At 65.5% G+C, this 26,740-nt stretch carries 25 protein-coding genes; 14 read left to right on the top strand and 11 right to left on the bottom strand.

From position 1 onward, the window contains the following. Positions 1 to 197: 197 nt before the first annotated feature. The 4 genes from BP26_RS26950 to BP26_RS0120880 all read right to left on the bottom strand — a co-directional run bounded on the left by BP26_RS26950 (position 198) and on the right by BP26_RS0120880 (position 5,723). Positions 198 to 2,027 (bottom strand): DUF1302 domain-containing protein, encoded by a 1,830-nt coding sequence (locus BP26_RS26950; RefSeq protein ID WP_051749247.1) that lies wholly within the window; start codon positions 2,025 to 2,027, stop codon positions 198 to 200. Positions 2,028 to 2,138: 111 nt separating this feature from the next. Then, positions 2,139 to 3,515, bottom strand: a complete 1,377-nt coding sequence (locus BP26_RS0120890; protein ID WP_029922504.1) for a DUF1329 domain-containing protein — start codon at positions 3,513 to 3,515, stop codon at positions 2,139 to 2,141. A gap of 235 nt (positions 3,516 to 3,750) precedes the next feature. Then, the gene (locus BP26_RS0120885; protein ID WP_029922503.1) at positions 3,751 to 4,566 is read right to left on the bottom strand and encodes an SDR family NAD(P)-dependent oxidoreductase; all 816 of its coding nucleotides are present in this window, start codon (positions 4,564 to 4,566) and stop codon (positions 3,751 to 3,753) included. A 14-nt stretch (positions 4,567 to 4,580) separates the two neighbouring features. Then, on the bottom strand, positions 4,581 to 5,723 hold the full coding sequence (locus tag BP26_RS0120880) for an LLM class flavin-dependent oxidoreductase (RefSeq protein ID WP_029922502.1): 1,143 nt from the start codon (positions 5,721 to 5,723) through the stop codon (positions 4,581 to 4,583). A 232-nt stretch (positions 5,724 to 5,955) separates the two neighbouring features. On the opposite strand from BP26_RS0120880, the gene lipP1 reads away from it, so the two are divergent. The 6 genes from lipP1 to BP26_RS0120850 all read left to right on the top strand — a co-directional run bounded on the left by lipP1 (position 5,956) and on the right by BP26_RS0120850 (position 10,577). Beyond that, on the top strand, positions 5,956 to 6,897 hold the full coding sequence (gene lipP1 / locus BP26_RS0120875; protein ID WP_029922501.1) for a LipP1 family hormone-sensitive lipase: 942 nt from the start codon (positions 5,956 to 5,958) through the stop codon (positions 6,895 to 6,897). Between the two features lie 330 nt (positions 6,898 to 7,227). Then, the gene (locus BP26_RS0120870) at positions 7,228 to 7,890 is read left to right on the top strand and encodes a PadR family transcriptional regulator (protein ID WP_051749246.1); all 663 of its coding nucleotides are present in this window, start codon (positions 7,228 to 7,230) and stop codon (positions 7,888 to 7,890) included. A gap of 32 nt (positions 7,891 to 7,922) precedes the next feature. Beyond that, positions 7,923 to 8,135 carry a hypothetical protein gene (locus tag BP26_RS0120865; protein WP_029922499.1) on the top strand — a complete coding sequence of 71 codons (213 nt, stop codon included), beginning with the start codon at positions 7,923 to 7,925 and terminating at the stop codon, positions 8,133 to 8,135. After that, complete coding sequence (locus BP26_RS0120860) at positions 8,132 to 8,470, top strand: 4Fe-4S dicluster domain-containing protein (protein ID WP_084183293.1); 339 nt, start codon at positions 8,132 to 8,134, stop codon at positions 8,468 to 8,470. The genes BP26_RS0120865 and BP26_RS0120860 overlap by 4 nt, the downstream gene beginning before the upstream one ends. Positions 8,471 to 8,491: 21 nt before the next feature. Then, on the top strand, positions 8,492 to 8,611 hold the full coding sequence (locus BP26_RS30765) for a DUF3861 domain-containing protein (RefSeq protein WP_245611858.1): 120 nt from the start codon (positions 8,492 to 8,494) through the stop codon (positions 8,609 to 8,611). 181 nt (positions 8,612 to 8,792) lie between these two features. Continuing rightward, on the top strand, positions 8,793 to 10,577 hold the full coding sequence (locus BP26_RS0120850; protein ID WP_051749245.1) for a DUF885 domain-containing protein: 1,785 nt from the start codon (positions 8,793 to 8,795) through the stop codon (positions 10,575 to 10,577). Positions 10,578 to 10,685: 108 nt separating this feature from the next. On the opposite strand, the gene ftrA is transcribed toward BP26_RS0120850, so the two are convergent. Further along, positions 10,686 to 11,678 carry a transcriptional regulator FtrA gene (gene ftrA, locus BP26_RS0120845; RefSeq protein WP_051749248.1) on the bottom strand — a complete coding sequence of 331 codons (993 nt, stop codon included), beginning with the start codon at positions 11,676 to 11,678 and terminating at the stop codon, positions 10,686 to 10,688. A gap of 92 nt (positions 11,679 to 11,770) precedes the next feature. Between ftrA and BP26_RS0120840 the strand changes: the two genes are divergently transcribed. Further along, a complete protein-coding gene (locus tag BP26_RS0120840) occupies positions 11,771 to 12,166 on the top strand; it encodes a rhodanese-like domain-containing protein (protein ID WP_029922495.1) in 396 nt (131 codons plus the stop codon). Then, positions 12,153 to 12,710: a GNAT family N-acetyltransferase gene (locus BP26_RS0120835; protein ID WP_211255001.1), complete on the top strand. Its 558-nt coding sequence runs from the start codon at positions 12,153 to 12,155 to the stop codon at positions 12,708 to 12,710. The genes BP26_RS0120840 and BP26_RS0120835 overlap by 14 nt, the downstream gene beginning before the upstream one ends. 14 nt (positions 12,711 to 12,724) lie before the next feature. Here the strand turns inward: BP26_RS0120835 and BP26_RS0120830 are convergent, their stop codons facing one another. After that, positions 12,725 to 13,753, bottom strand: a complete 1,029-nt coding sequence (locus BP26_RS0120830; protein ID WP_029922493.1) for a YeiH family protein — start codon at positions 13,751 to 13,753, stop codon at positions 12,725 to 12,727. 102 nt (positions 13,754 to 13,855) lie between these two features. Here BP26_RS0120830 and BP26_RS0120825 point away from each other — a divergent pair, with 102 nt between their 5' ends. Further along, entirely contained in the window at positions 13,856 to 14,755 is a 900-nt protein-coding gene (locus BP26_RS0120825) for a LysR family transcriptional regulator (RefSeq protein WP_029922492.1), read from the top strand. Positions 14,756 to 14,872: 117 nt separating this feature from the next. Here BP26_RS0120825 and BP26_RS0120820 read toward each other — a convergent pair whose 3' ends face one another. Next, complete coding sequence (locus BP26_RS0120820; RefSeq protein ID WP_029922491.1) at positions 14,873 to 15,259, bottom strand: lysozyme inhibitor LprI family protein; 387 nt, start codon at positions 15,257 to 15,259, stop codon at positions 14,873 to 14,875. 216 nt (positions 15,260 to 15,475) lie between these two features. On the opposite strand from BP26_RS0120820, the gene BP26_RS0120815 reads away from it, so the two are divergent. The 3 genes from BP26_RS0120815 (at position 15,476) to BP26_RS0120805 (ending at position 20,801) form a co-directional block, all read left to right on the top strand. Further along, entirely contained in the window at positions 15,476 to 16,957 is a 1,482-nt protein-coding gene (locus BP26_RS0120815; RefSeq protein ID WP_029922490.1) for an inorganic phosphate transporter, read from the top strand. Between the two features lie 429 nt (positions 16,958 to 17,386). Further along, positions 17,387 to 20,077: a TonB-dependent receptor plug domain-containing protein gene (locus tag BP26_RS0120810; RefSeq protein ID WP_211255000.1), complete on the top strand. Its 2,691-nt coding sequence runs from the start codon at positions 17,387 to 17,389 to the stop codon at positions 20,075 to 20,077. 238 nt (positions 20,078 to 20,315) lie between these two features. Beyond that, positions 20,316 to 20,801, top strand: coding sequence for an RcnB family protein (locus BP26_RS0120805; protein ID WP_051749243.1), 486 nt, complete (start codon positions 20,316 to 20,318; stop codon positions 20,799 to 20,801). 108 nt (positions 20,802 to 20,909) lie between these two features. Here the strand turns inward: BP26_RS0120805 and BP26_RS0120800 are convergent, their stop codons facing one another. Further along, on the bottom strand, positions 20,910 to 21,167 hold the full coding sequence (locus BP26_RS0120800; protein ID WP_029922487.1) for a hypothetical protein: 258 nt from the start codon (positions 21,165 to 21,167) through the stop codon (positions 20,910 to 20,912). A gap of 168 nt (positions 21,168 to 21,335) precedes the next feature. Here BP26_RS0120800 and BP26_RS0120795 point away from each other — a divergent pair, with 168 nt between their 5' ends. Further along, entirely contained in the window at positions 21,336 to 21,851 is a 516-nt protein-coding gene (locus BP26_RS0120795; RefSeq protein ID WP_029922486.1) for a DUF6714 family protein, read from the top strand. 162 nt (positions 21,852 to 22,013) lie between these two features. On the opposite strand, the gene BP26_RS0120790 is transcribed toward BP26_RS0120795, so the two are convergent. Then, complete coding sequence (locus tag BP26_RS0120790) at positions 22,014 to 22,175, bottom strand: Flp family type IVb pilin (RefSeq protein ID WP_211254999.1); 162 nt, start codon at positions 22,173 to 22,175, stop codon at positions 22,014 to 22,016. A gap of 458 nt (positions 22,176 to 22,633) precedes the next feature. On the opposite strand from BP26_RS0120790, the gene BP26_RS26945 reads away from it, so the two are divergent. After that, positions 22,634 to 25,495 carry an efflux RND transporter permease subunit gene (locus BP26_RS26945; protein ID WP_036517550.1) on the top strand — a complete coding sequence of 954 codons (2,862 nt, stop codon included), beginning with the start codon at positions 22,634 to 22,636 and terminating at the stop codon, positions 25,493 to 25,495. Positions 25,496 to 25,548: 53 nt separating this feature from the next. On the opposite strand, the gene BP26_RS30955 is transcribed toward BP26_RS26945, so the two are convergent. Beyond that, the gene (locus BP26_RS30955) at positions 25,549 to 26,241 is read right to left on the bottom strand and encodes a TonB family protein (RefSeq protein WP_157572673.1); all 693 of its coding nucleotides are present in this window, start codon (positions 26,239 to 26,241) and stop codon (positions 25,549 to 25,551) included. A 46-nt stretch (positions 26,242 to 26,287) separates the two neighbouring features. Next, on the bottom strand, positions 26,288 to 26,728 hold the full coding sequence (locus tag BP26_RS0120775; RefSeq protein ID WP_169740756.1) for an ExbD/TolR family protein: 441 nt from the start codon (positions 26,726 to 26,728) through the stop codon (positions 26,288 to 26,290). Between the last annotated feature and the right edge of the window lie 12 nt (positions 26,729 to 26,740).

Genomic DNA, 26,740 nt, shown 5'->3' with positions numbered 1-26,740 from the left:
GGCTGAGCCATGGAATCACCATGGCTCAGCCCTCCGCCTTGCCTGACGCGATTTTGGACTGCAACGCAGGTGCGATTCATTCTGTTACAGGCTCTAAGAGCCTATACGAGCGTTGCCGGGCACCTCCGTGTCCACGAGGAATCCGCGCCGGGGCGGTGCCTTGCCCCGGCGCGGATTGCTGCGCATCGAGGCCGCTGCTAGAACTGGTACTTGATGTTGAAACCGGCGTAATCGCGGTCGGCGTAAGGATGCTGCTCGAGGTTGGACCGGCCGAGGAAGGCGCTGTAGGTCAGGCCCAGCGTCAGGCGTTGCAGGTAGCTGAAGTCCACCCCCACCGAAGCGCGCTGATCGCCCTCGCCCCACAAGGAACCGAAGGTACCCGGCGGCGGCGAACCCTTGGCAATGCCCTGGAAGGTGACCGGCGCGTCGATATCCCAGCCGGAGAACACGTTCTTCCAGTCGAAGGAGGCCAGGAAGGAATAAGCCCAGGCGTTCTTGGTCCCCGGTCCGGCGCCGTTGGTGAGCTGGGTCACCCCGTCCACCGCGTCGACACCGTTGACGTGGATGTAGCCGACTTCGCCGATCAGGTTGAGCGAATCCCAGAACCAGCCCGGTCCCAGCACCTGCAATGCGCTGAAGTCGGCCTGGGTGGTCTTGCCGCGCGTCACCGTGGGGCTGGCCGGATTGACCAGCAGGTCGATGCCGTCGCGGTAGTTCACCTCACCGGCCAAGCTGACGCCGAGGGCCTGCGTGGAGAAGCTCAGCGCCCCCATGTGGATGCCGTCGAAGTACTTGACGTTGTAGGACACCGGCACCTGCACGCCGATGGCCTGCGAGGTCAGCGGCAGATTGACCGGCGGTGCCGGCTGCCCCTGCAGGATGCCGGATTCGACTGCTTGCAGCACGCCTTGCAAGGACGGCGGCAGGACGCTCAGCGGCGCCAGCAGTACCTGGTAGCCTTGCGTCAGCACCGTGGCCGGAGAGGTATCGCTGTAGCGCAGGTAGTAACCGCCGACGCTGGTCTGCGGTGTGAGCTGGTAGAGCAGGCTGACGCCGTACTGGCCGAAGGCCGTGGGCTTGAGATCGGGGCCGCGGGTGGCGGTCCAGTTCTGCGGCGTGCCCGGAATCAGCTGTCCCAGCGGGATGTTCAGCGGCGCCGGCAGCACGGTCAGGCCATAGAACGGATTCTGCGTCAGGTAGATGAACTCGGCGCCGGGGCCGACCACGTCGGTGGTGGAAAAGTAGTCGCCGACCGGGCTCAACTCGGTGGCCTTGTATTGCAGCTTGTAATAACCCTGGAAGGTGAGGTCGTCGGTGAGGCCCACCTTCACCGAGATCTGGTTGCTCGGCAGCAGGATGTCCTTGGTCTCGACGCCGGGCACGAAGGCCTTGGAGGCATCGGCCGGGGCCTGCGCGGTGGCGATGCCGGAGAAGAACAGGGCCTCGCCCCAGGCCACCACCTGGCGCCCCACGCGCAGGTCGATGTCCCGGTGCGGGCCGAGGCGCCAGTTGCCGTAGGCATAGGCGTCAAGCAGGCGCACGCGCTGGCCATCGTAATAACGCGCGCCGTCGGTGAAGCGGTTGAACGGCTGCTCGGTCTTGTTGACCGTATCCGGAGAATCGTTGCTGTTCGGATGATGGTAGGCCTGGTCGTAGAAACCGTCGCCACTCAGCGCGATGCCGTAGTTGGGGCCGCGCAGGATCAACTCGGCCAGGCCGCTGATGCGGTTGTTGATCAGGCTGCCGGACTTGAAGTTGCGGTCGCCGTCGTCGAAGTTAATGGTGGTCGGCAGCTTGGAGGTCGGATTGATCGGGCCATTGATCAGATCGTTGCTCGCATCCTTCAGGCGCATCGATACGCCGTAGTTGACCGTCAGCTTGTATTCCGCGTCGATGCCGTCGGCCACGCTCAATGTGCCGGCCTGCGCCGGCCCCGCCGCCAGCGCGGCGACGCCCAGCGCCAGGGCGCTGCGGCGCAGCTTCAGGCCGGTCTTGGCCGGATGCGTCTTGCCTGGTTGGATTCTCATTGTTCTCCTCCCGATAATTGTTCTGATATCTGGTCCGGGCACGCGCTCACGGCCTTGCCCGCCGCCCCATTGCGTGGGCGGACGTTTATTCAATCGACTGTGCCTGGCACATCAGTGGCCCGAGGTCGCCGCCACCTTGGGGCTGTACAGATCCGGCGTATTGGTGGGATCGTTGAGCTTCCACCAGTTGGCCACCCCCGACTCGTTGACCAGGTAGGTGGCCTCGTAGGCGCCCGCGGTCAGGTCGTGGTACACGGACACGCCGCGGTGATAGCACTCGCACTCCGCCGAGTAGTGATAGTCGATGAACGAGGTGCGCCACAGCTGGTCACGCGCGTCGTAAGCCTCGGACCACAGCGACAGCCAGGTGTCCTCGTCGACGTACAACACCTTGCGCTTGTAGATGTGCCGGTAGTCGGACTTGAGACTGGCCTCGATCACCCAAACCCGGTGCAGCTCGTAGCGCTGGTAATCCGGATTGGGCGTGTTCGGCTTGATCATGTCGGTGAGCTTCAGCGACGGATCGTTGGAGCGGAAGTTGTTGTAGGGGACGTAGTACTCCTTCTTGCCCACGATCTTCCAGTTGAAGCGCTCCGGATTGCCCTGGAACAGGTAATCATCGTCGATGGTGCGCAGTCCCGCCGGCGGGATGGGATAGTCGAACCCGACTTCCGGCGACTGCCGCACGCGGCGCGTGCCCGGGTTGTACTGCCAGGTCTGGGTGCGGTCGTTGTGGAAATCGTTGGGCTGCCAGCCGATGCCGATGGAGCCCTTGTCGCGCGGCGGCGAGATTTCCTCGTTGTAGAAGTAGGAGCTGATCTGCTCCTGCGCGGTGCTGCGGTGATTCGGGTCGGTGAACATGCTCAGCGTGCGGAAGCGCTGCTTGCCCCAGGAAATGCTGCCGTTGCCGTAGACATCGGCGATGTCGTACACCGAGGCCTCGGTCCAGGCGCGGTACGGCAGGATCATGTTCCACACCGCTTCCTGGCCGCTCTGCGGGAACGGGAAGGCGATGGCGCCCGTCTCGCCGTTGGTGCCCAGGCCGTCATGCACCAGTTCGGCGTTGGTGGCGTTGCGCTTGATCACGCCGCAGACCCAGTCCGGCACGCGGAAGTCGCGGTGGCTGGGATAGACGATCATGCGGAACGATTCGGGGTGGCGCTTGAACAACGCCTTCTGGCCGTCGGTGAGCTTGTCGGCGTACTGCGCCATGTTCTGCGCCGTGACGGTGAACAGCGGCTTCTCGTCGGCATAGGGGCCGGGTTCGTAGCCGCCCTTGTTCTTCATGCCCGGCCAGGAGTCCAGCCACTTGCCGCTGAATTCCGCGACGCCGCCCGGCGTGCCGGCTTTCTCCGCACCGGTGCAGGTGTACTTGTCGCCGCCGAGCTGTGCGGCCTGCTCGGCCGACACCTTGGCCAGGGCGGGAGTCGATAAGACCCCCACGCCGAATGCCAGCAAGCAGGAAATGCCGGCCGTCTTCAACTTCATCGTCTCTCTCCTCGCAACCCGCCGTTGTTGTGGATTCCGGGTGGCCGCGCCTGCAGCCGCTTGCGCGGTGCATGGCCAGCCCCGGAACCGTTGTTTGGGCTAAGTTGCTATAGGGGGACGGGCCATTCTTGGCGATTTTTAACGACTTGGTGATTTTTCGGCTGCCAACTGACCTGCGGATCAGATTGGCGGATAACTGGCGGTACGGCTGGCCGGCCGGACGCGGCACCGGCTCTTACCAGAGCGGGCGCGGATTGCGCCGCGCGGCGATATCCTCGTTGCGCTGGCGGAATGGCTCGTCGAATGCCTCCGGCTGCGGGATCAGCCAGTATTGCCCCCGCGCGATGCTGGCGAAGACGCGTTCGGCGAATGCGTCCGGCGTGAGGCCATGCCGGGTCAGCAGGGTGCGCATGCTGTCGACGAAGGCCTGTGCCGCCGGATCGGCCTGCGGGCCGAAAGGATCGTTGAAGATGCCGCTTTGCACCGGCCCCGGCGCCAGCAGCGAGACGCCGACCGGCGCCTTCAGCATCTCCAGTTCGGCGCGCAGGCTCTCGGTCAGCGCCAGCACCGCGAACTTGCTGGCCGAATACGGCGCCATCAGCGGACTGGGCAGGAAGCCGCCGACCGAGGAGGTGTTGACGATATGCGCCGGCCGCCCCGCCTTGAGCAGGCGCGGCACGAAGCTGCGCAGGCCGTGCAGCACGCCGTTGAAATTGATATCGAAGCTGCGCTTCCAGCGCTCCGGCTCGATCTGCCAGCTGAATCCGGTGGTGAGCACGCCGGCGTTGTTGAACAACAGGTCGACGCTGCCAAAGCGCTCGTACGTGTTTTGCGCCAGCCGTTCGACCGAGGCCGCGTCGGCGACGTCGGTCGGCATCGCCAGCACGTCCCCATCCAGCGTGGCGGCGAAGTCCCGCAACACCCGCTCCTGCACATCCGCCAGCACCAGCCGCATGCCCAGCGCCGCCGCCTTGCGCGCCAGCCCGGTGCCGATGCCGCTGGCGGCGCCGGTGATGACGGCAACGCCGCCCTGAAAACGCAGTTCGCCCATGGCCATGGCTCCCTTCAGGCGGCGCGCTGCGCCTGCCGGTCGCGAAAATGCGGAATCACCTGCTGGCCGATATTGCGCAGCGTCTCCAGCTGCGCCCACTGCGGCACCGTGCCCATCTGGCAGATGAACAGGATCTCGTCGGCACCGGCATCGATCAGGCGCTGCACGTAGCCGATGCAGTCCTGCACCGTGCCGTAGGCATGGTTCGGGTTGAGCAGCATCATGGCCGGATCGCTGAAGTCGACCGCGACCTTCTCCGAGGCGAAGCTGGTCTTGACCACCGACTTGCCCGTCGCGTCGGCGACGGTGACGTCGTCGCCCCACTGCGCGGGATCGGGCTTGGGGCCACCGGTGTACCAGTGCGCCAGCGACTCCATGAAATAGCGCTGGCCCTTGATCCCGATCTTGCGCGCCGCCAGGCCGTCGTCGAGCACGATGGTCGGGCACAGCGCGGCGAGGTGCTGGTTGGGACGGAAGCCGACCTGGTCTTCCGCCTTGCGCCCGCTCCAGGCCTCGCGGTAGATCGCGTTCTTCTTGGCCACATCCTCGGGACCGCCGAAGCCCAGCACCAGCGCGCCCATGCCGCGGGCACCGGCACGCGCCAGCGTTTCGGTATTGGTGCAGGCCAGGTACATCGGCGGATGCGGATCCTGGTAAGGCTTGGGATGGATCGGCCGGCGCGGGATCTTGACGTAGACGCCGTCGTGCTCGATCTCGTCCTGGGTCATGATCTTCGGGATCAGGTACATCGCCTCGTCGATCTGCGGATTGAGCGTGCTCAGGTCATAGCCGAAGGTGCCGGACTCCTGTTGCGTGCCGCCCTTGCCGACGCCGAAATGCATGCGCCCGTGCGACAGCAGGTCCAGCGTGGCGATGCGCTCCGCCACCTTGACCGGGTGGTTCATCGCCGGCGGCAGGCACACCACGCCATGGCCCAGGCCGATGCGCTGGGTCTTGCCGGCGAGGAAGGCCAGCACCGTTTCCGGCGCGCTCATGTGAGCGTAGTTGCTCAGCGCGGTGTGCTCCACGCACCAGATGATATCGAAGCCCATCTGCTCCGCCAGCAGCGCCTGCTCGACGATATCGTCGAACACCTTGCGGTCGCCGGCGCGCGAGGCGTCCGTGGTCTGCGCCTCGTAGATCAGGGAAAATTTCATTGCCGCGCTCCTCCTTCGTGTTTGTGTGAACTGTCAGGAGGCGATGCACCTTCCTGCGATGGCGGCATTCTGGACGTCTGGTCAAGCGCCTCATCGTCCATTTGAGCTAAAGCGTTTCGGCCGCGCGAAGCGCTTCCCGCTTGCCCCGGATACATAGTCGCTTTGGACGATGCCGCCGCATTCGCGACAGCCCAGCATGGCCACGTAGCCACCAATAACAGGGGGAGAACCCATGACACTCGATCCACAGGCCAAGGCCCTGCTCGACGCTTTCGCGGCGATGCCCGCGGTCGATTTTTCCGGCGTCGATGCGCCGCAATACCGCGCGATGATGAACGGCCCCTCGATGTTCGCGCCGGGCGACGCGGTGGCGCGGATCGAGAACCGCAGCATCCCCGGCCCTGGCGGCCCACTGAACATCCGTCTGTATCGCGACGAGATAGGCACCACCCTGCCGATCACCGTGTTCTTCCACGGCGGCGGCTTCGTCATCGGCAGCCTCGATTCGCACGACAACATCTGCCGCTGCCTGGCCAAACGCGCGCGCACCCTGGTGGTGTCGGTGGACTACCGGCTGGCGCCGGAAACACGCTTCCCCGGCGCGGTGAAAGACGCCTGCGCCGCGCTGGCCTGGGTGCACCGCAATGCCCGCGATATCGGCGGCGATTCCTCGCGCATTGCCGTTGCCGGCGACAGCGCCGGCGGCAACCTCGCCGCGGTGGCGGCGCAGCACTGGCGCGACCACGGCCCGGCATTGCGGCATCAGCTATTGCTCTATCCGATCACCGACTGGCGCGCGGATACCGAGTCGTACCGAAATTTCGCCAAGGGCTACTTCCTCACCTGGGACATGATGAACTGGTTCACCCGGCAATACCTGCCGGACGCGAAGTCCGCCGACGACCTGCGCGCCTCGCCGCTGCGCTCGCGCGACCTGTCGGGCCTGGCCGCGGCCACCGTCATCACCGCCGAATACGATCCGCTGCGCGACGAAGGCGAAGCCTATGCCAGGGCCATGCGCAGTGCGGGTGTGGCGGTGGAACTGCACCGCTGGCCGGGACAGATCCACGGCTTCGCCAGCATGCTCGGCGTGCTCGATGCCGCGGATCAGGCGCTCGGCACCGCCGCCGGTGCATTGCGCGAAGCGTTTGCGGCGGAGACGGTCGCGGTCTAGGCACCGCCCCTCCTGCTTGTCGTCATACCGGCTGTCGCCGGCATGACGGTGTTTCCAAACGTAGGCGGGGATGAACGAAGTAACGTCTCTCCCCGTTCAGCGTCATACCGGCGAAAGCCGGTATCCAGAGTCGGCAAGTGCGCGCTCAACCCTGGATACCGGCTTTCGCCGGTATGACGTTGTGCTTTTCTTCTCAGGACATCGCCGTATGCCGGCTATGGCCCCGCTCTCCTAGCCGCCCCACCCTGACCGCCCCTTGACTATTTCAAAACATATCTTAAGATACACACATATCGTAAGATATATCTAACAACTATCAAGGAATCGATCATGCGCCACCACCATCATCATCACCACGGACACGAGCATCACACCGAAGAAGTCCTTTCCTTCATGAGCCGCTTCCGCGGCCCCCATGGCCGTTTCGGCGGCGGCTTCTTCGGCGGCGACGGCCCCGGAGGCCACGGCTTCCGCACCGGCCGCAAGCTCGGCTCCAACGAACTCCAGTTGGTCGTGCTGGCCCTGCTGGCCGAAAAGCCCAGCCACGGCTACGAGATCATCAAGGCCCTGGAAGTGCGCTCCGGCGGCTTCTACGTGCCCAGCCCCGGCATGGTCTACCCCGCCCTCACCTACCTCGAGGAAATCGGCCACGCCACGGTGCAGGCCGAGGGCAGCAAGAAGCTGTACAGCATCACCGACGAGGGCCGCGCCTTCCTCGAGCAAAACCGCGAAGTGGTCAACACCATCCTGAGCCGGCTCGAGCAGATCGGCAGCCGCATGGACACGGTGCGCCGCGCCTTCTCCGGCGAAGCGCCGGCCGACGACGACAATGCGGACGCCCCGGGCTTCAGCTTCCGCGGCTACAAGGAAGCCTGGCTCGCCCGCCGCGAGCTGAAGACGGCCCTGCACGAGAAGAAGCACAGCTCGCCGGAAGAGTACAAGCGCATCGCCGAGATCCTGCGCCGCGCCGCCGAGGAAATCCGCGGCAAGTAATCCGCTCCGCAATTCCGCACAAGGAGTGCGCCATGCAAGCCCATCAATACCGCGTCACCATCGAGCATCTGTTCACGCCGCACGTAGACCAGCCGCTGGACGCCCCACTGGTGTTCGAGACCACCAGCCAGGACGCGCTGATGCTGCTGTTCATCGTCAACCGCCTGCGCGCCAATCTCGGCCGCAATGTCGACAGCAGCATTCTCGACGCCCTGCCGCAGCGCCGTTCGACACGTCCGCTATGAGCCGCCGCGAGCGTAGTGCGCGGCGCGGCGGCCGCTGCGAGGCGGCGGCGTCCGCGGCGGTCGAATGCAAGCAGGAGCCGGGCCTGTTCGTGCCGGTGATCGACCGCAACCGCTGCGAGGGCAAGGCCGATTGCGTCGAGGTCTGCCCCTACGAGGTCTTCGTCGTCACCACCCTGCCGGTCGAGCAACGCACCGGCCTCAGCTTCCTCGGCCGCCTCAAGGGCCGTGCCCACGGCTGGCAACAGGCTCTCACACCGAACGCGGAGGCCTGTCATGCCTGCGGTCTGTGCGTGAAGGCCTGCCCGGAATCCGCCATCACCCTGGCGCGCGCCTGAAGGCCGCGCCTCAGCGAGGTGATGCTGATGCATCGCGACCATCCCCTGTTCGCCGGCATCTTCGGCCCCATGCGCGAGTTCATCGGCGCGCTGAAAGGCCATGGCAGGAAGCCGGAGGCGCAGGCCGGCGTCATGCCCTGAACGGCGCCGGAATCATCGAAGGGCCGCATCGGCAGTAGCGCGATCCGGCATGGGTGGATTAGGCTGGCCGCAATCCGCTCTCACATTCCCCGGCTGTCATTCGTTTTGCCGCAGCCGCGTCATGTGGCGGGGACACCGCACCCATACCGGGTGTCCACGACTTATATAGAAATTACCGCCCATGCCCTTCTTCCCGGCCGCTGTCCTGCGCTTCCGTGCCGCACCTTGTCTTGCCACTGCATTGATGGCGCTGGCCTTGATCGCCGGCCCTGCGCCAGCCTCGGCTGACGACCTCAACATGCTGGTGGCCGACTACGAGCGCTACAGCCTCCAGCAGGACCCGGTGACGGCGGGACAGCAAGGCGACCAGGATGCGCTGAAGCGCTGGCCCGACGATTCACAGGCCGCCGACGCCATCCGCAAGAAGGCGCTGGAAGGATTCCGCAATCGCCTCGATGCCCTGGGCAAGACCCCGCTGCAAGGCGAGGATGCCCTCAACCGCGCAGCCATGAGCCGCCAGGTCGGCCGCAGCTACGAAGGCCTGTCCTTCGACGAAGCGCGCTTCCCCTTCGCCGCCGACGACGGCTTCTTCAATATCCCCGACTACGTCGCGCGCGGCACCGTGATCCGCACCCAGGCCGACGCCGACAGCTGGCTGGCGCGCCTCGACGCCCTTCCCGCCTTCTACGCCACCGAGATCGCCAACGCCCGCCGCGGCCTGGCGACCGACTTCGTGCAGCCGGCGCCGGTGGTCGACGCCGCGCTTCGCGTCGCCAAGGCACAGAGCGAAACGCCGGCCGCGCAAAGCTCCCTGCTGCTGCCCTTCGCCACGCTGCCGGACAACTTCAGCGCGGAGCAGCAGAAAGCCCTGCGCACCAAGGCGCTGCAACTGGTCACCGACAAGATCAAGCCGGCCCAGCGCGAGCTGCTGGAATTCCTGGAGAAGAACTATCTGCCCAAGGCGCGCGCCAAACTGGGCATCGAGGCCACGCCCAACGGCGCCGCCTACTACGCCTTCCTGGTACGCCGCCATACCACCACCGACATCACGCCGGACCAGATGCACGAACTCGGCCTGAAGGAAGTCGCCCGCATCCGCGCCGAGATGAACGGCGTGATCGCCGAGACCGGTTTCCACGGCAGCTTCAAGGAATTCCAGGCCGACCTGCGCAGCAACCCGAAGTTCTACGTGAGCAGCCGCCAGGCCCTGATGGAAAAGGCCAGCGAAATCGCCAAGCGCATCGACGACCAGCTGCCCAAATGGTTCGGCCTGCTGCCGCGCCTGCCCTACGGCGTGCGTCCGGTGCCGCGCGAGATCGAGGAGAGCTACACCAGCGCGCGCTACTGGCCGGGCAGCCCGGAGCAGGGCACCGCCGGCGGCTACATGGTCAACACCTCGCATCTCGACAAGCGCCCGCTCTACGAAATGCCCTCGCTGACCCTGCACGAGGCCGTGCCCGGCCATCACCTGCAGATCGCCCTGGCGCAGGAGAACAAGGCCATCCCCCTGTTCCGCCGCAACGACGACCTCACCGCCTACGTCGAAGGCTGGGCGCTGTACTCGGAGAAACTCGGCATCGAGATGGGCATCTATCGCGACCCCTACGAGAACTTCGGCCGCCTGTCGATGGAGATGTGGCGCGCCTGCCGCCTGGTGGTCGACACCGGCCTGCACCACAAGGGCTGGACCCGCGAGCAGGCCATCGCCTACATGTCCGACAACACCGTGCTGTCCGACAAGAACATCGAAGTCGAAGTCGACCGCTACATCGGCTGGCCCGGCCAGGCCCTGGGCTACAAGATCGGCGAACTGAAAATCCTGGAGCTGCGCCACCGCGCGGAAAGCGCGTTGGGCGATCGCTTCGACATCCGCAAATTCCACGACCTGGTTCTGGGCGAAGGGCCATTGCCGCTGGACTTGCTGGAAGAGCGGGTCAATGCCTGGATTGCCCGCAGCAAGACCTGAGCCCAAGTACCGGCGTCATGCCGGCGAAAGCCGGTATCCAGGAAGGTCGATCGTCGCACTACCGTCCCTGGATGCCGGCTTTCGCCGGCATGACGATGATGTTTTCAGTCAGGCCGACAACTCGAACCGATCCCGGTAACGCTTGGGACTGAGCTTCAACCGCGTACGAAAGTGATGCCTCAGCGTATCCGCCGAGCCGAAGCCGCATTCCGTCGCCACCCGCTCCACCGCCATACCCGAGCCTTCGAGCAATTCGCGGGCGCGGCTCAGCCGCTCGTTGATGACCCAGTCCTTGGGCGTGGTACCGGTGGCTTCCTCGAAGCGGCGCAGGAAGGTGCGCCCGCTCATCCGCGCCTGCTTCGCCAGCACGCTGATCGGCAGATCGCGTTGCAGGTTGCGCCGCATCCACTCGAACAGCGCGGCCAATGCGGCGCCTTCCTGCTGCACCGGCCGGTCGATGAACTGCGCCTGCCCGCCGTCGCGGTGCGGCGGGATCACCAGGCGGCGCGCCACCTGGTTGGCGATGCGCGCGCCGTGGTCGCGGCGCACCAGGTGCAGCGACAGGTCCAGCGCGGCGGCGCTGCCGGCCGAAGTCAGGATCTCCCCCTCATCCACATACAGCACATCCGGCTCGATGCGGATGTCCGGATAGGCCGCCGCCAGCTGTGCAGCGTAACGCCAGTGCGTCGTCGCGCGCCGGCCGGCCAGCAGGCCGGCGGCCGCCAGCACGAACACGCCGGAACAGAAGGACACCAGCCGCGCACCGCGCGCATGCGCCGCGCGCAAGGCCTTGATCAGCGACTCCGGCACCGGCGTATGGATGCCGCGCCAGCCCGGCACGATCACCGTATCCGCCTGCCGCAGCTGCGCCAGCCCTCCGGCGGCGATCAGCTGGAAGCCGCCGGTGGCGGCGAGCGGCCCGGGCTCGATGGCGCACACGGTGAAGCGGTACCAGTCCGGGATTTCCGGCCGCGGCAGGCCGAACACCTCCACCGCGATGCCGAACTCGAAGGTGCACAGGCCGTCGTAGGCCAGCGCCGCCACGCTGTGCCCCGCTGATGCTTTTTTCGTGTTTCTTTCTCTACTTGGGGGCTTTGGCATGTTTTTCATGATAATTGGCATTCTTGCCAGTTTCCAGCCACCACGCCCACGCCGATACTGCTGCTCGTCACTCGGCAAACCAGGAGCGGGACATGGCAACTGTCGTACAGCAGGTCAAGGCCGCGGCACCGGAACGGGCGCTGGCGCACTTCGAGGCACGGCTGGCATTCGAAACCGATTGCTCGGATGTCTGGTACGCCACCCGGCACGAGCAGAAGGACTTCGTGCTGGTGGACGTGCGCACCCCGGCGCTCTACGCCGCCGGCCATGTACCCGGCGCGATCAACATCCCCACCCGCATGATCGGCGAGCCGCGCCTGGAGGAATTCCCGGCGGAGACGCTGTTCGTGGTGTATTGCGCCGGCCCGCACTGCAACGGCGCCAGCAAGGCGGCGGTGAAGCTGGCGCGGCTGGGCCGGCCGGTGAAGGAGATGATCGGCGGCCTCACCGGCTGGATCGACGAAGGCCTGGGCCTTGAACACGCCTGAGCCCGCACCCCGGACGGCCCGTCCGTCCGGGGTTTCACCGCACGTTCAGGCCGCGATCCAGATCCGCGACGCCCTGCACACGGACATCCCGGACCTGCTGCGACTGATGCGGGCGCTGGCGGTGTTCGAAGGCTACCGGGCGGACTTCGCCGTCACCGCCCGCGACCTGGCGGTACGCGGCTTCGGCCCGCGGCCGGAGTTCCACGCCAAGCTGGCGATCGACACGGCAACGGACACCGCGGCCGGCATGGCGGTGTACTACCTGGTGCCGTTCACCTACGACCTGCGGCCGACGCTGATGCTGAAGGAGCTGTACGTCGATAACGGCTACCGCGGGCGGAACATCGGCGAACAGCTGATGCGCGCGCTGGCGCGGCAAGCCCGGCGCCTCGGCTGCGGCCGCATGCGCTGGGACGTGCTGCACGGCAACCACGAGGCCGAGCGCTTCTATCAGCGACTCGGCGGCCAGCGCGAGAATTCCTGGGTGGCGTGGCGGATGGATCGCAATGGCATCGACACGCTCGCGCAGGAGACGGAGTCGTAGCGCCTGCCGACCGACTACACCAGCGCCGTCACGATCCGGTTGATCCCATACCCGCCGACCAGCAGGAAGGCGAACAACAAGCCGCCCAGCAGCAGCGGCCTGATCCCCGCCTGCCGCATCAGCCGGACGGAACTGCCCCAGCCCAGCGCCGCCATCGCCACCGCCAGCAGGCCGTTGTCGAGTGACATCAGCGCCGCATGCGGCAGCGGCCCGATCCAGCCCAGTGAGTTGATCCCGGCGCTCACCGCGAACAGCCCGATGAACCAGGGCAGCAGCGGCGCCTTCGGACCCGCCACCACACCCGGGCCGCCGCGCATCAGCCGCGCCAGCAGCATCAGCACCGGCGCCAGCAGGGCCACGCGGATCAGCTTCACTACCACCGCCTCGTCGGCAGTGGCGGATGAGACCGCCTTGCCGGCGGCCACCACCTGCGCCACCTCGTGCACGGTGGAACCGATGTAGACGCCGAACTGCGCCTGCTGCAATCCGAGCAGCGGGAACAGCAGCGGATAGACGAAGATCGCCAGGCTGCCGAACACCGTCACTGTCGCCACCGCCACCGCTACCTTGTGCGGCGGCGCCCGCAGCACCGGCTCGGCCGCCATCACCGCCGCCGCACCGCAAATGGCGCTGCCTGTTCCAACCAGTAATGCGGTATCACGATCCAGCTTGAACCAGCGGGTGCCGGCCCACAGCGCCAGGCCCAGCGTGGACATGATCACCAGCGAGTCGATCAGTACGCCGCGCAGCCCCACCGCGCCGAGCTGCTGCACCGTCAGGCGCAGGCCGTACAGGCCCACGCCGAGCCGCAGCAGGCCGCGCTGCGCGAACAGCACGCCCGGCCCCGCCGCCACCGACCAGCGCTGCGGCACCACGTTGCCCGCCACCATGCCGATGGCGATGGCCACGGTGAGCGCGCCGATGCCCAGGTGCGTCAGCCACGGCGCCTGCGCCAGGCCGGCGGCCACCAGGCCGATCAGACCCGCTACCGCGAGCCCGGGGAGATGCGTCTTCAAGCCGGTCCTGATTGCTTGCGTGTTCATGAATTGCCGCCTTCGTCTTCGATGGCGAGCACGGTAAGGCCGGACTATCAATCCGTAAAACGGATATTATTGATTATATAGTTCGATTTTATGGATATATCGATGCGCCTCACCCTGCGCCAGCTCCAGGTCTTCACCGCCACCTGCCGCAGCGGCGGCATCACCCTGGCCGCCGCGGCCATCGGCCTGTCGCAGTCCGCGGCCAGCCAGGCCCTGGCGGAACTGGAGTCCGCGCTGGAAGGCCCGCTGTTCGACCGCGCCGGCCGCAAGCTCCAGCTCAACGAGCGCGGCCACGCCCTGCTGCCGCGCGCGACCGAGCTGCTGGAGCGCGCCGAGGAAATCGAAACCACCCTGCGCCGCCACGGCAGCACCGCCGAGACGCTGGTGCGCCTCGCCGCCTCACTCACCGTGGGCAGCTACCTGCTGCCGCCGCTGATCGGCGCCCACCTCGCGCGGCAGGAAAAGACCCGCGTGGAATTGAAGGTGGAGAACACCGAAATGGTGATCGCCGCCGTGGCTGCCTTCCAGGCCGACGCCGGCTTCATCGAAGGCCCCTGCGAACACCCGGACCTGCGCGTGCTGCCCTGGCGCGAAGACGAGTTGATGGTGATCGCCCCGCCGGACCATCCTCTCGCCCGCAAGCGTCGCCTGGCGCCGAACGATCTGCAGGAGGCATCCTGGGTATTGCGCGAACGCGGCTCCGGCACGCGCGAGGTCTTCGACCGCGCCGCCGAGAGCCAAGGCATCGCCATCCATACCCGCATGGAACTGGGCCATACCGAAGCCGTGATGCGCGCCGTGCGCGCCGGTGCGGGCCTGGGCTGCCTGTCGCGCTTCGTGGTCGAGGACGCGGCCAAGCGCGGCGAACTGGCAATCCTGCGCACCCCATTCCTCAACCTGCGCCGTCCGCTGCATGCGGTGCTGCACCGGGCCAAGTTCATCGGGCCGGGCTTGCGGCAGGTACTGGAAGCTTGCGAACTGCAGCTGCCACCGCAGGAATAATATCCATCACCCCGGCGAAAGCCGGGGTCCAGGGCCTTGCGTAGCCCGGCTTCCGATTGCGACGCGGAGCCGCGAAGCGTGAGAGGCGGAGGGGTGTATGCCTCCGCCACCGGAACCTCAGTTCGCCGCTTCCAGCTTGCTCGGCATGCATCCCGCGCTGGCGCACTCGCGGTTGCGGTCCTGCAGGAACTGCGTCCGGCTGACGGTCGTCTGCGCCGCGCAGTCCAGGTTGACCCAGAAGCCGTGGTCGTCCTTCATGCTGCACTGGTCGTTGCGCGACTTGATCCAGGCCAGCTGGCCGTGTTTCAGCGCGGCCTTGCCGTTGGCGTCGAGCCGCTTGGACAGCTTGGCGTACTCGTCGTTGAGATCCTTGTCCGCCTGGATATAGACCTTGTCCAGGCAGTACAGATCGTCGAAATCGTTCTTCGGACGGTCGCAGCCGGCATGGGCCGCGGCGCTGCCGAGCAGGCTGGCGGCGATCAGAAAACCCCAAGCTTTCTTCATGGTTACGTCTCCCTGTTGATGTACGGGCCCGGCCGGATGACCGGGCCGCCGCGCGGAAAGACCCCGGTTTTCCGGGGGCGCTTCCTCCCCTGAACCGGGGAGCGGCAACTTACAACAATCGCCGGTGAAACCGCGTGAAACCCGTCACAGGCTTCATAAATCCGCAACCTGGGGAACCGAAGATCACGGACCACCAATAAGACTAGGGAGTTCGCGATGCTTGCCGAACTGGGAATCGATACACCGACACTCGTGCTGCTGGCGCTGGCCTTGCTCATGGCGCTGGGCTTTGAATTCGTCAACGGCTTCCATGACACCGCCAACGCGGTGGCCACGGTCATCTACACCCACACGCTCAAGCCCTACCAGGCGGTCGTCTGGTCCGGCATGTGGAATCTCATCGGCGTGCTCACCTCCACCGGCGCGGTGGCCTTCGGCATCATCGCCTTGCTGCCGGTGGAGCTGGTGCTCAACGTCGGCTCGGGGGCCGGCTTCGCCATGGTCTTCGCCCTGCTGATCTCGGCCATCATCTGGAACGTCGGCACCTGGTACCTGGGCCTTCCCGCCTCCAGCTCGCACACCCTGATCGGCTCCATCGTCGGCGTCGGCCTGATGAACTCCTACCTGTCGCCGGACTCCGCCTTCGGCGACGGCGTCAACTGGGCCAAGGTGGCCGATACCGGCAAGGCGCTGCTGTTCTCGCCGATCATCGGCTTCGTACTCGCCGCCGTGGTGCTGCTGCTGATGAAGGCCCTGATCAAGATGCCGGCGCTGTTCGAATCGCCCAAGGGCAATACGCCGCCGCCCTGGCCGGTGCGCGCCCTGCTGGTGCTGACCTGCACCGGCGTCAGCTTCGCCCACGGCTCCAACGACGGCCAGAAGGGCATGGGCCTGATCATGCTGATCCTGATCGGCATCGCCCCGGTGGCCTTCGCCGTCAACATGGGCACCAGCGCCGACACCCTGCAGCGCATCGAAGCCAATGCCACCAGCATCCAGGCCTCGCTCGCCCCGGCCGGCAGCCCGGTGCTGGACGAGCAGGCCGCGCGCAAGGCGCTGACCCAGTTCCTGAAGAAGAAGCAGATCGACGACAACACCGTCCCGGCGCTGGCGCAGATGAACAGCGACGTGGTCAACGGCCTGCAGGGCGTGAAGAGCCTGGCCGACGTGCAGGCCGACAAGCGCCGCGACCTGCGCATGGACCTGTACATGGTCACGGAAACGCTGACCCGCCTGGACAAGGCCGGCAAGCTGCCCGCCGGCCTCGACAAGGACGCGGTCGGCAAGTACACCGGCGACCTGAAGAAGGTCACCACCTTCATCCCCACCTGGGTCAAGGTGGCGGTGGCCGTGGCACTCGGTCTGGGTACCATGATCGGCTGGAAGCGCATCGTCGTCACCGTCGGCGAGAAGATCGGCAAGGCCCACCTCACCTATGGCCAGGGCGCCTCGGCCGAGCTGGTGGCCTTCGCCACCATCGAAGCCGCCGACCAGCTCGGCCTGCCGGTGAGCACCACCCACATCCTGTCTTCCGGCATCGCCGGCACCATGGTGGCCAACAAGTCCGGCGTGCAGAGCGACACCATCCGCAACGTGCTGCTGGCCTGGGTGCTGACCCTGCCCGTGTGCGTGCTGCTCGGCGCCATGACCTTCGCCGCCGGCCTGTTCCTGGTGTTCCGCGTGCTGGGCATGCATTGATGTAGCAAGGACGGGCCGCGGAAGTCCGCGGCCCGTCCGCTGTTGTTGTACGGAGGCGGCCGCGCAAGGCGGCATTCATCGGCCTCAATAGACACGACGCGACAATCAGCTTCCCGTCGTTACCACTCATCTACCAGGCCGGCAACGGCGCTTGCAGAAGATGAAGCTTCAACGCCAGCGCAATCGGACGATGGCCGTGTCGGCTCATGCACGCGCCATCCTTCGCGTCCGTGGGTAATGCCGCAGCCGCACCAATCCTCTGGCCGCGAACGCCTTGAATCGGTGCGGACAACGCGCTGAAATTGCGCACTGCGGCGCTGCTCCCGCGCAGATCACGCACCAATAAAACCCAATAGCCACGGCATCTCCCGCCGTGCAACGCCGCATTTCCACTTTCGCCTTGTCCCGCGTTCTTCATGAGAGGCCCGGATGAAATTCCGTGTCCGCCACTTGGGAAGTACAAGCCACATTTGTTCTATCGACGTAGGGAGATGGCTAGAAATGGGAAAGATTTTGAGTCTCGACAATCCACCGCACCGCGCTTCCATGTTCGCGGTTGCGGCACTCGTGCTTGCCGCCGCGGCGCCGGCGGCTGAAGCGCAAACCGCCGAAGCCACCACGGATACCAGCAACGGCCCCGCCACGCTCAACACCGTGGTGGTGACCGGTACGCGCACCACCACCCTGCAGGCCGCGGACAGTCCCGCGCCCATCCAGGTGCTGAGTGCACAGGCGCTGCAAACCGCATCCGGCAACCCTGATCTGATCAACACCCTGGCGAATCTGATTCCCTCGTTGACAGCCCAGGGCTTCGGCGGCGACATGGCCAATCAAACGCTGCAGGCGAAGCTCCGCGGCTTGAGTCCCAACCACACGCTGGTCCTGGTCGATGGCAAGCGGCGGCACACCACCGGCAATCTTGCGGTACTGGGCGGCCCCTACCAGGGCGGTGCCGGCGTTGACCTAAATTTCATACCCATAAGTGCCATCGACCACATCGAAGTCCTGACCGAGGGCGCGGCTGCCCAATATGGTACCGATGCGATCGCGGGTGTTATCAACATCATCCTGAAGAAGAAAGCTTCGGGCGGCATGGTCAGCGGCACCTATGGCCACTATATGGACCAGGGTGGCGTCACCAGCGAAGTCGCGGGCAACGTCGGCTTCAAGCCGGCGGACGGCGCTTACCTGAATTTGACCGGTGAAGTTCACAACCATGGCCATAGCCAGCGTGGCGGCATCGACCCGCGCGTGATCGATCCAGCCAATGTCGATCCTGCGCATGGCGGCACCTACCCCAACACCAACGAGCCCTACGCGACTGGTTATCCGTATTTGAACCAGATTCAGGGTGATGCTGCGTATCACAGCAAAATTGGCGCGTTCAGTGCCGGATTCGGTCTGGGCGACAACGTCAGATTTTACACTTTTGGCACCTACGGCGACAAGGATGCAGCGTCGTTCGAGAACTACCGGCAGCCCAATAAGGTTCACTACACCGACCCCAATACCGGCGTCACCACCTACATGTACCCCTACGGTTTCAGCCCGGAGGAAGCGATCCAGGAAAGGGATTACTCCGTCACCGGCGGACTGAAAGGAGAGGTAGCGCTGTGGAACTGGGATCTCAGCACCACACTGGGCGATGACAGGATCAAGCTGTTCACCCTCGGCTCCGCCAATGCCGGTCTCTATGGTGGAGACGGCGGCAGTTTCCCCGGCACCGGCGCCTCACCCACCGACTTCTACGATGGCTTTTTCAGCGCCTCGCAGTGGACTTCGAACCTGGATTTCAGCCGCGACTTCGAGATAGGCATGGCCGCACCGCTAAACGTCGCGTTCGGCGCCGAGTACCGGCGTGACAAGTACGAGATCGGCGCTGGCAACCCGTCCTCCTATCTCTATGGCGGTGCGCAGTCTTTCCCTGGCTTCACGCCCACCGATGCCGGTGACCACTCCCGCCGCAACTACGCCGGTTATGTGGACCTGGCCGGGAAGCCGATCGAAAAACTCTACGTCGACATCGCCGGCCGCTATGAGCACTATAGCGATTTCGGCAGCACCACCATCGGCAAGCTCACCGCGCGCTATGACTTCACCGAGGCCTATGCCATACGCGGCACTATCAGCAGCGGCTTCCGTGCGCCGACGCTGGCCGAGGAGTTCTACTCCACCACCAACGTCGGACCGAGCACCGCCTTCGTACAGTTGCCGCCCAACGCAAAGGCGGCCCAGCTATTGGGTCTCGGCAATGGCCTGGAACCGGAAAAGTCCATCAGCTACAGCATCGGCTTCGTCTTCCGTCCGATACCGCGCCTGACGGCAACCCTGGACCTCTACCAGACCAACATCAGGAATCGCATCGTCGGCAGCGGCACCATTTACGGTACGGTGAGCGGCACCACCTATTCGCAAGCAGCTACGGATGCGATTATCGCCAACGGCAACGTGCTCGATCCGGACGTTCAGGCCCACGGCGACACCGGCATCAACATCTTCGCCAACGGCATCAGCACCCGCACGCGCGGCGCCGACCTGTCGGTGGATTATCCGGTCGAATACGTGTTCAACAACACCAGCTTCGGCACTGTGGACTGGAGCATCGCAGCCACTTACAACCAGACCTCGGTGACTTCGGTCAGGGCGACCCCTTCCCAACTCGCGGAGGTTCCCACCACTGTTCCTCCCACACCTCCCCAGGAGTTGTTCAACGCCACCGCCATTACCGACCTGACCACCGCATCTCCCAAGTACGTCATCAACCTCGGGGCCCTGTGGACCAGGGGCAAGTACACGGTGAACCTAGTGGAGAAGCTGTACGGTTCCTCCGAGGAGTACCAGAACGATGATGCCAACGTCAGTGTCGCTCCGATCTACCGGACACGCATCGGTCCGACTCCGATCACCAACCTGGATCTGGGTTATCAGGCCACCAAGGAGATCAAACTCGACGTCGGCGCCATCAACCTGTTCAACGAATATCCTGACAAGATCAATGCAACAGTATTGGCGAACGAGCGCGCCGGCAACGACAACGCCGCCGTGCAGATCTATCCCTCGTTCTCGCCGTTCGGCATCAACGGCGGCTACTACTACGCCAAGGCCACTTACTCCTTCTGATCGGGCAGAGTTGTAGTTAGGTACGGGGCGGGAGCGCACAGCTCCTGCCCTTTTTGTTCACAGGCCGCCGCAGCGGCCGCCTTACCTTTCTTTACATCGTCGCCGCATTCCTGTTGCAAGGTTTATCGCATGCTATGCGCACGGCTTTCCGAGCGGCCCGATGCAGCGGGATGGCAGGGCAGCCGGGCTGGCTCCGGGGCCGAGCATCCGGAAAAACCATTCAACAAGGAAGAACCCCATGGCGCATCGTCTGAAGACCGGCCTCTGCCTGGCCGCCGCCCTCCTCCTCATCGGCGGCACTGCCGCGGCCGAGCCCGACCACCGCGGCGGCCCCGGCCATTCCGTACCCGCGCACAGCGAACCCCCGCACGGCGAACCACACCCCGGGCCCAGCGGCTACCAGCGCAACACCGAGCCCAAAGGCTGGGACGCCCGTCCCGCCACCGTCGACCGCGCCGCCTACCAGCACAACTTCCAGGCCGCGCGCACCTACAGGATCGGCGCCTACCACCGCCCCGCCGGCTGGAGCGCACGCCGCTGGGCCTATGGTCAGACCCTGCCGCGCGCCTACTGGACCTCGCAATACATCCTCGCCGACTACTGGCTCTTCTCCCTCGAAGTGCCGCCCGCCGGCTACGAGTGGGTACGCGACGATACCGACGCCCTGCTGGTCGACACCGGCACCGGCCAGATCCTCCAGGTGGAATACGGCGTCTTCGGTTGATTCAAGCAGAGGGGGCGGAACGGGACCGCACGCCCGTCCGCCCCTTCTGTTATTTGCGTCACAGCGAAGAATCCTTCGGACTCTTCGCTGCTTGCAGCCCATCCCCACTCAATCCGGGAATGACGACTCCGCCCCGTCTCCATGCGCCTCATGCGCGCCATCACCCGGGACGGGCACCGATGGCGCACCGGCCGCTCCCAACCGCCGCTTGAGACGCCAGACGTAGCGCGCGTTGGGGGCAAAGCCCTCGCGCACCGACTCCGCGCCCGACTTCTTCAATGCGCGCTGTACCGTGCGCCAGGGAACGCCGATGTGCTTCGCCTCCGTCTGCACCTGCCGCACCGGCATCGGGCCGGCCGCGAGCATGTTTTTTTGCCCATAAGGCCGCTATTTGGATGGCGCCAGCCGTAGTTTGCTCTTTTATAAGCGCGGTATGGGGGGAGCTATCCCGCCTTCCGCGGAAGGCGGGATACGCTACGCTTCTCCCGCCCTACCGGGCTTCTTTATCCATCCAAATTGCGTTAGGGGAAAAGAATGTCTGCTTTCGACTCGTTGCTTGATGGTGCCTTTCCATTGAAGCCCTTTCCAGACATGACGCTACGCCAGGCAGTCCTCGCTGACCAGACCATGTCAAGAAAAATCTCCGAGGACGAGTGGGATCGTGCCGCAGATCTGGATCGAGGCCGCACTTGGCGCTCGTATTCAGATGACGAACTCATTGCCTGTAGCTTGGGACTGGCACACCTCTCGGAGTCTGGCTTCGTATATTACATACCGGCGTTTATGAGTTTCGCTTGCAAGTACATCGACGTTGCCTGGCCACACAAATCATGGGAGTTAGTCGGTGCAGTAGTGTTTGGTTTAACCAACCGCTCGGCCTACAACCTGTCCAGGCTCAAGCAATTTTCAACAGCGCAGCGAGATGTCGTAGTGCAGTTCCTGGAATTAGTTGCGCGGAGCCAGTCAGATGATGCTACGGAAGCAAAAAAGGCGCTGGCTCGCTACTGGAAAACAGATGAAGCAACGAAACCCCTCATCATTGTCCCCTAACACCACGGACAACGGACGACCTGAGCGCGGTAGGGCGGGAGCCATCCCGCCTTCCGCGGAAGGCGGGATGCGCTACGCTTCACTTGGAGGCGCCTACTTCTGGTGCCCACCCTACGCCCGCCGCCCAACTCCAGGGCAGAACCCGGCGCCAGACTCCGCCCGCTACACTTCCGCGCCGAACGAGCTGAACAAGCTGCTCAGGTTGGCGCCCAGCAACTGGGCTCCGACGATCATCACCAGCGCGACGAAGACGATGATCAGGGCATATTCAGTGGCCGTAACGCCACGCTGTTTAAGAGCACAACCGGAAAATTTGTGTAACACGACCGCCCCCCTCATCATTGCAGAAATGCTTGCTGCCATTGGAGATATGAGCGTAGGCCGCAATGCGCTGGCGGTCAAAGTGCCCCGTCCCTGATTTATCTACCTCTGGTCGGCTGCGCTTTTGCGGCCCATGCGCCGGCAAGGTCTGCTTTCGCCAGAACAGGTTCCTTGGCCTACCAATGCTGGAAATCATCGGCGCACCGCCGTTCGTTATGGCATCTACGCATCCGTGCCATGCGCGCCGCTCCCCCGCCCCCATGGCACTCATCGGCGCAGCAAGCTGAACCCCGCCCAGCCTCCATTCGGACGAAGCCGCCCGCCCCTGCCCCTTGCCACAATGCATCCGGCGGCCAGCGTCCGCCCGGGCCTCCCTGACAAACCCCAATAAAGTCATGGACCTGTAAGCTCAACCGTATCCCGAATCAGTCCGGATTCATAAAACAGGCACGAGGAGCGCCATGCGGCTCACAGCCCAGCACATCCTGAGCGCGGTGGAGCCGCTCATCTACGGCGCGCGTGCGCGCCGCGTCTGCGTCTCGGCCCTGCTGCTGGGCACGCTGTTCTTCCTGTGGCAGGCGGTGCAGATCCGGCCGGGGGCGGAGTACGAGAACTCGCTGCCGCTGGGGCACCCCTACATCCAGGTGTTCAAGCAGTACCAGGCGGACTTCGGCGGGGCCAACACGGTGCTGGTGGCCCTGCTGCAGAAGCCGGGCACGGCGCCGGACATCTACAACGACAGGTTCCTGGCGGAGCTGAAGGCGGCCACCGAGGAAGTCTTCTTCATGGCCGGCATCGACCGCGCCCATGTCTCCTCCATCTTCACCCGCAACGTGCGCTACCTCGAGGTGGTGGACGGCGGCTTCATCGCCGGCGACGTGATCCCGGCCGAATACGCGCCCACGCCGGAGATGTTCGACACGATCCGCCGCAACGTGGCCAAGGCGCAGGTGGTGGGCAGCCTCGTCGCCAAGGATCAGCGCGGCGCCATGATCTCGGCGGAAGTGCTGGAACACGATCCCGTCAGCGGCCGCAAGACCGACCCGGTGCAGCTCTCGCACCGCCTGGAAGACGCGGTGCGCGGCCGCTTCACCAGTCCGAAGAAATACGTCTACAGGCTCAAGCGCGCGGTGCCGCCGTTCGCCGCCGGCGAGGCGGTGGCGGAAACCTTCGAGCAGCCGGGCTGGACGCTGTGGTTCCGCAGCGTCGAGGCCGACCGCAAGCAGCCGGACGGCAGCGTCGAGCGCCACGACCTGCCCGGCCGTGACCTTGCCGTGGAGGCGCAGGACAACCCGCAGTACAACCCGGACATCGCCGTCCACATCGTCGGCTTCACCAAGGTCACCGGCGACGTCACCGACGCCGCGCTCCAGGTGATGCTGTTCTTCGGCCTCACCGTGCTGGCGACGATGCTGGCGCTGTGGTGGTACCTCGGCAGCTTCCGCCTGGCGCTGCTGCCGCTGTGCTGCTCGGTGGTCGCGGTGGTGTGGGAGTTCGGGCTGCTGCACACCTTCGGCTACGGCGTCGATCCCTTCGCCATCATGGTGCCCTTCCTGGTGCTGGCGGTGTCCACCTCGCACGGCGTGCAGTACGTCAATACCTGGGCCGACGAGGTGGTGCGGTGGGGCCGCCCTCACCCCTCCACCCGCTCCCGCCTTGCGGTAGAGGGACAGGAGCCGGCGGCTACGCCGCCGCTTCGTACTCTTGGTTTCGAGGCTTCCCGCAGCACCTTCCGCCGCCTGTTCATTCCCGGCAGCATCGCCCTGCTGACCAACGTCGCCGGCTTCTTCACCATCTACCTGGTGCCGATCGGCAGCGTGCGCGACATGTCGGTGAACGCCTGCCTGGGCATGTTCGCGGTGATCGTCACCAACAAGGTGATGATGCCGATCTGGCTGTCGAAGCTCAGCGTGGCCAATGTCGACGCCTTCCGCCGCAAGCGGCTGGCCAAGATCAACGCCGGCGACCGCCTGTGGCACGCCCTGTCCTTCGTCACGGAGAAGCCGGTGGCGGCGGCGCTGGTGCTGCTGTCATTGCTGGTGCTGGGCGGCTCCTGGGCGATCCAGTCCAAACGCATCATCGGTGACGCCACCACCGGCGTGCCGGAGCTGCGGCCGGACTCGCGCTACAACCGCGACTTCCTCGCCGTCACCGGCAACTTCACCATCGGCACCGACATCCTCAAGCTGATCACCGAGACCGCTCCGGAGACCTGCGCCCAGTACGACACCCTCAACCAGATCGACACCTTCGCCTGGCGCATGCAGAACATCGAGGGCGTGCAGTCGGTGAAATCCATCGCCACCGTGGTGCGCCAGGCCTACCTGGGCCTGATGGACCTCGATCCCAAGTTCGGCGTGCTGCCTCGCAACGGCAACGTGCTGTCCCTGATCAACCAGGACATCCAGACCACCTCCGGCCTGCTCGACTTCCACTGCGCCGCCATGCCGGTGTTCGTCTTCACCGCCGACCATCGCGCCGCCACCATCGACCGCGTCATCGACGCCGCCAAGCGCTTCAACGCGCAGAACGCGGCGGAGTTCTACAGCGCGCACCCGGAGGTGAAGCCGGCCGCCTGCGAGGCCCGCACCGCGCTGCGCCGCAATGTCGGCATCCGCCGCGACGAATTGCAGCGCTATACCGACACGCTGCGCGATCACGGCGCCGGCGACGAGAAGATCGCCGCCGATGCACACGCCCAATCCCTGCAGAAAGCCGCCGACGATGCCGCCGCGCAATACCAGGCGCAGGCGGAGCTGAGCTGCCCCGCCAACTTCGCCATCGGCTCCGGCAACATCGGCGTGATGGCCGCGGCCAACGAGGTGGTGGAAGCCAAGGAGCTGGTCACGGTACTGGCGGTGTACGCGGTGATCGTGCTGCTGGTGCTGGTGTCCTACCGCTCGCCGGCCGGCCTGCTCGCCATCTGCATCCCGCTGTTCATGGTGTCGATCTTCGCCAATGCACTGATGGCCCTGTTCGGCATCGGCCTCAAGGTCGCCACCCTGCCGGTGGTGTCGCTGGCGGTAGGCGTCGGCGTGGATTACGGCATCTACATCTACGACGTCTTGCAGGACAAGGTGCGCAACCACGGCATGAACCTGCGCGAGGGCTATTTCCAGACCCTGCACCAGACCGGCAAGGCGGTGATCTTCACCGGCCTGTGCCTGGCCGGCGGCGTCGCCGCCTGGCTGTTCTCCGAACTCCAGTTCCAGCGCGACATGGGCAAGCTGCTGGTATTCATGTTCATCGCCAACATGCTCGGCGCGGTGCTGCTCTGCCCGGCCTATTACCGCTTCCTGGTGCGCCTGCGCAAGCGGCGCTGAACGCCGATCGCATGGCCAGGGCGGCGTGAATCACGCCGCCCTGGCCCGCACGCTTACTGCAAGGCGAAGTTGATCGGCAACTCGATGGCGAAGTCCGTCGCGTCCGGATTGGCATTGGCCGGGATGGCCGGGAACTTGCCGATGCGGCTGAAGACGCTCCTGCACTCGTTGTCCAGCGCCGAATAGCCGGCCTTGTGCACCAGTTGCGAATCCTCGATGGTGCCGTCGCGCGAGAAGGTCACCCGCACCATGCAGTCGCCCTCCTCCTGGTTGTCCAGCGACCTCTTCGGATACTGCACCGACTTCTGGATCAGCGCCTCCAGGCCGTTGTAGTACGCGGCCGGTACCGTGGTGCCCACCACGCGCGCCGGAGGCGGCGGGGGTGGCGGCGGCGTATCCACCACCGGCGGCACGGAAGGCACATCCGGCGTCGGCACCGCGGCCTGGGTCACGATCTGCTGCGGCGGAGGCGGTGTCTGCGCCCGCGGCGGCGTCTTCGGTGGGGGCGGCGTCTTCGGTGGGGGCGGCGTCTTCGGTGGGGGCGGCGGCGGCGCCAACTCCACCGTGGTGATGATCTTCTTCGGCTCCATGAAGGACACGTGCGGATGCACCAGGTAGAGCAGATAGACGATCAGCGCGGCGTGGAACACCACCGACATGACCACGCCGACATTGACCCGCTCCCGCGGCGCGGGCGCCTTGGGCGCTCGCATCCTGTTGCCGTTCATCTCGATTGCAGCACTCATTTCAGCCTCCTTGCGAGGTCGCCGGAGCCGCGCATGACGTTGGGGATCATGGCTGGGCCTGGGACATGAGCGAAACCTTGTAGAAGCCGGCCTGAGCGGCCATCTTCAGAAGATCACGCACCTTGTCGAATACCGCACCCTTGTCGGCACGGATGTAGACCAGATTGTCCGGCTGGGCCTGCGCGATCTGTTGCAGGCGGGCGGGCAGCTGGTCGATGGTCATCTCGTCGACGTGACCGCCGCCGGTGTCGATGTAGTAGTTGCCGTTGAGGTCGAAGGAGACGATCAGCGGGTCGCGCGGCTTGCCCATTTCCTGCAACGCGGCCTTGGGCAGCGTCACCGGCACCTGCGACATCATCAGGGGCGCCGTCACCATGAAGATGATCAGCAGCACCAGCATGACGTCGACCAGCGGCGTCACGTTGATTTCGGCGATCGCGGTGCCCAGGTCCTCGTCGTCGTGCGAGGAAGACGTCTTTGCGCTCATGGACATAGCGTC

Origin of the sequence: Nevskia soli DSM 19509, from assembly GCF_000711955.1 — a bacterium.
GTDB lineage: Bacteria > Pseudomonadota > Gammaproteobacteria > Nevskiales > Nevskiaceae > Nevskia > Nevskia soli.
Note: the sequence above shows the minus strand (reverse complement) of the source record. Positions and strands in the feature narration are given on the sequence as shown.

Excerpts from the sequence above, each read along its gene's own strand:
- BP26_RS26950 (WP_051749247.1), bottom strand. The coding sequence starts at position 2,027 with ATGAGAATCCAACCAGGCAAGACGCATCCGGCCAAGACCGGCCTGAAG.
- BP26_RS0120890 (WP_029922504.1), bottom strand. The coding sequence starts at position 3,515 with ATGAAGTTGAAGACGGCCGGCATTTCCTGCTTGCTGGCATTCGGCGTG.
- BP26_RS0120885 (WP_029922503.1), bottom strand. The coding sequence starts at position 4,566 with ATGGGCGAACTGCGTTTTCAGGGCGGCGTTGCCGTCATCACCGGCGCC.
- BP26_RS0120880 (WP_029922502.1), bottom strand. The coding sequence starts at position 5,723 with ATGAAATTTTCCCTGATCTACGAGGCGCAGACCACGGACGCCTCGCGC.
- lipP1 (WP_029922501.1), top strand. The coding sequence starts at position 5,956 with ATGACACTCGATCCACAGGCCAAGGCCCTGCTCGACGCTTTCGCGGCG.
- BP26_RS0120870 (WP_051749246.1), top strand. The coding sequence starts at position 7,228 with ATGCGCCACCACCATCATCATCACCACGGACACGAGCATCACACCGAA.
- BP26_RS0120865 (WP_029922499.1), top strand. The coding sequence starts at position 7,923 with ATGCAAGCCCATCAATACCGCGTCACCATCGAGCATCTGTTCACGCCG.
- BP26_RS0120860 (WP_084183293.1), top strand. The coding sequence starts at position 8,132 with ATGAGCCGCCGCGAGCGTAGTGCGCGGCGCGGCGGCCGCTGCGAGGCG.
- BP26_RS30765 (WP_245611858.1), top strand. The coding sequence starts at position 8,492 with ATGCTGATGCATCGCGACCATCCCCTGTTCGCCGGCATCTTCGGCCCC.
- BP26_RS0120850 (WP_051749245.1), top strand. The coding sequence starts at position 8,793 with ATGCCCTTCTTCCCGGCCGCTGTCCTGCGCTTCCGTGCCGCACCTTGT.
- ftrA (WP_051749248.1), bottom strand. The coding sequence starts at position 11,678 with ATGCCAAAGCCCCCAAGTAGAGAAAGAAACACGAAAAAAGCATCAGCG.
- BP26_RS0120840 (WP_029922495.1), top strand. The coding sequence starts at position 11,771 with ATGGCAACTGTCGTACAGCAGGTCAAGGCCGCGGCACCGGAACGGGCG.
- BP26_RS0120830 (WP_029922493.1), bottom strand. The coding sequence starts at position 13,753 with ATGAACACGCAAGCAATCAGGACCGGCTTGAAGACGCATCTCCCCGGG.
- BP26_RS0120825 (WP_029922492.1), top strand. The coding sequence starts at position 13,856 with ATGCGCCTCACCCTGCGCCAGCTCCAGGTCTTCACCGCCACCTGCCGC.
- BP26_RS0120820 (WP_029922491.1), bottom strand. The coding sequence starts at position 15,259 with ATGAAGAAAGCTTGGGGTTTTCTGATCGCCGCCAGCCTGCTCGGCAGC.
- BP26_RS0120815 (WP_029922490.1), top strand. The coding sequence starts at position 15,476 with ATGCTTGCCGAACTGGGAATCGATACACCGACACTCGTGCTGCTGGCG.
- BP26_RS0120810 (WP_211255000.1), top strand. The coding sequence starts at position 17,387 with ATGAAATTCCGTGTCCGCCACTTGGGAAGTACAAGCCACATTTGTTCT.
- BP26_RS0120805 (WP_051749243.1), top strand. The coding sequence starts at position 20,316 with ATGGCGCATCGTCTGAAGACCGGCCTCTGCCTGGCCGCCGCCCTCCTC.
- BP26_RS0120800 (WP_029922487.1), bottom strand. The coding sequence starts at position 21,167 with ATGCTCGCGGCCGGCCCGATGCCGGTGCGGCAGGTGCAGACGGAGGCG.
- BP26_RS0120795 (WP_029922486.1), top strand. The coding sequence starts at position 21,336 with ATGTCTGCTTTCGACTCGTTGCTTGATGGTGCCTTTCCATTGAAGCCC.
- BP26_RS26945 (WP_036517550.1), top strand. The coding sequence starts at position 22,634 with ATGCGGCTCACAGCCCAGCACATCCTGAGCGCGGTGGAGCCGCTCATC.
- BP26_RS30955 (WP_157572673.1), bottom strand. The coding sequence starts at position 26,241 with ATGAGTGCTGCAATCGAGATGAACGGCAACAGGATGCGAGCGCCCAAG.
- BP26_RS0120775 (WP_169740756.1), bottom strand. The coding sequence starts at position 26,728 with ATGAGCGCAAAGACGTCTTCCTCGCACGACGACGAGGACCTGGGCACC.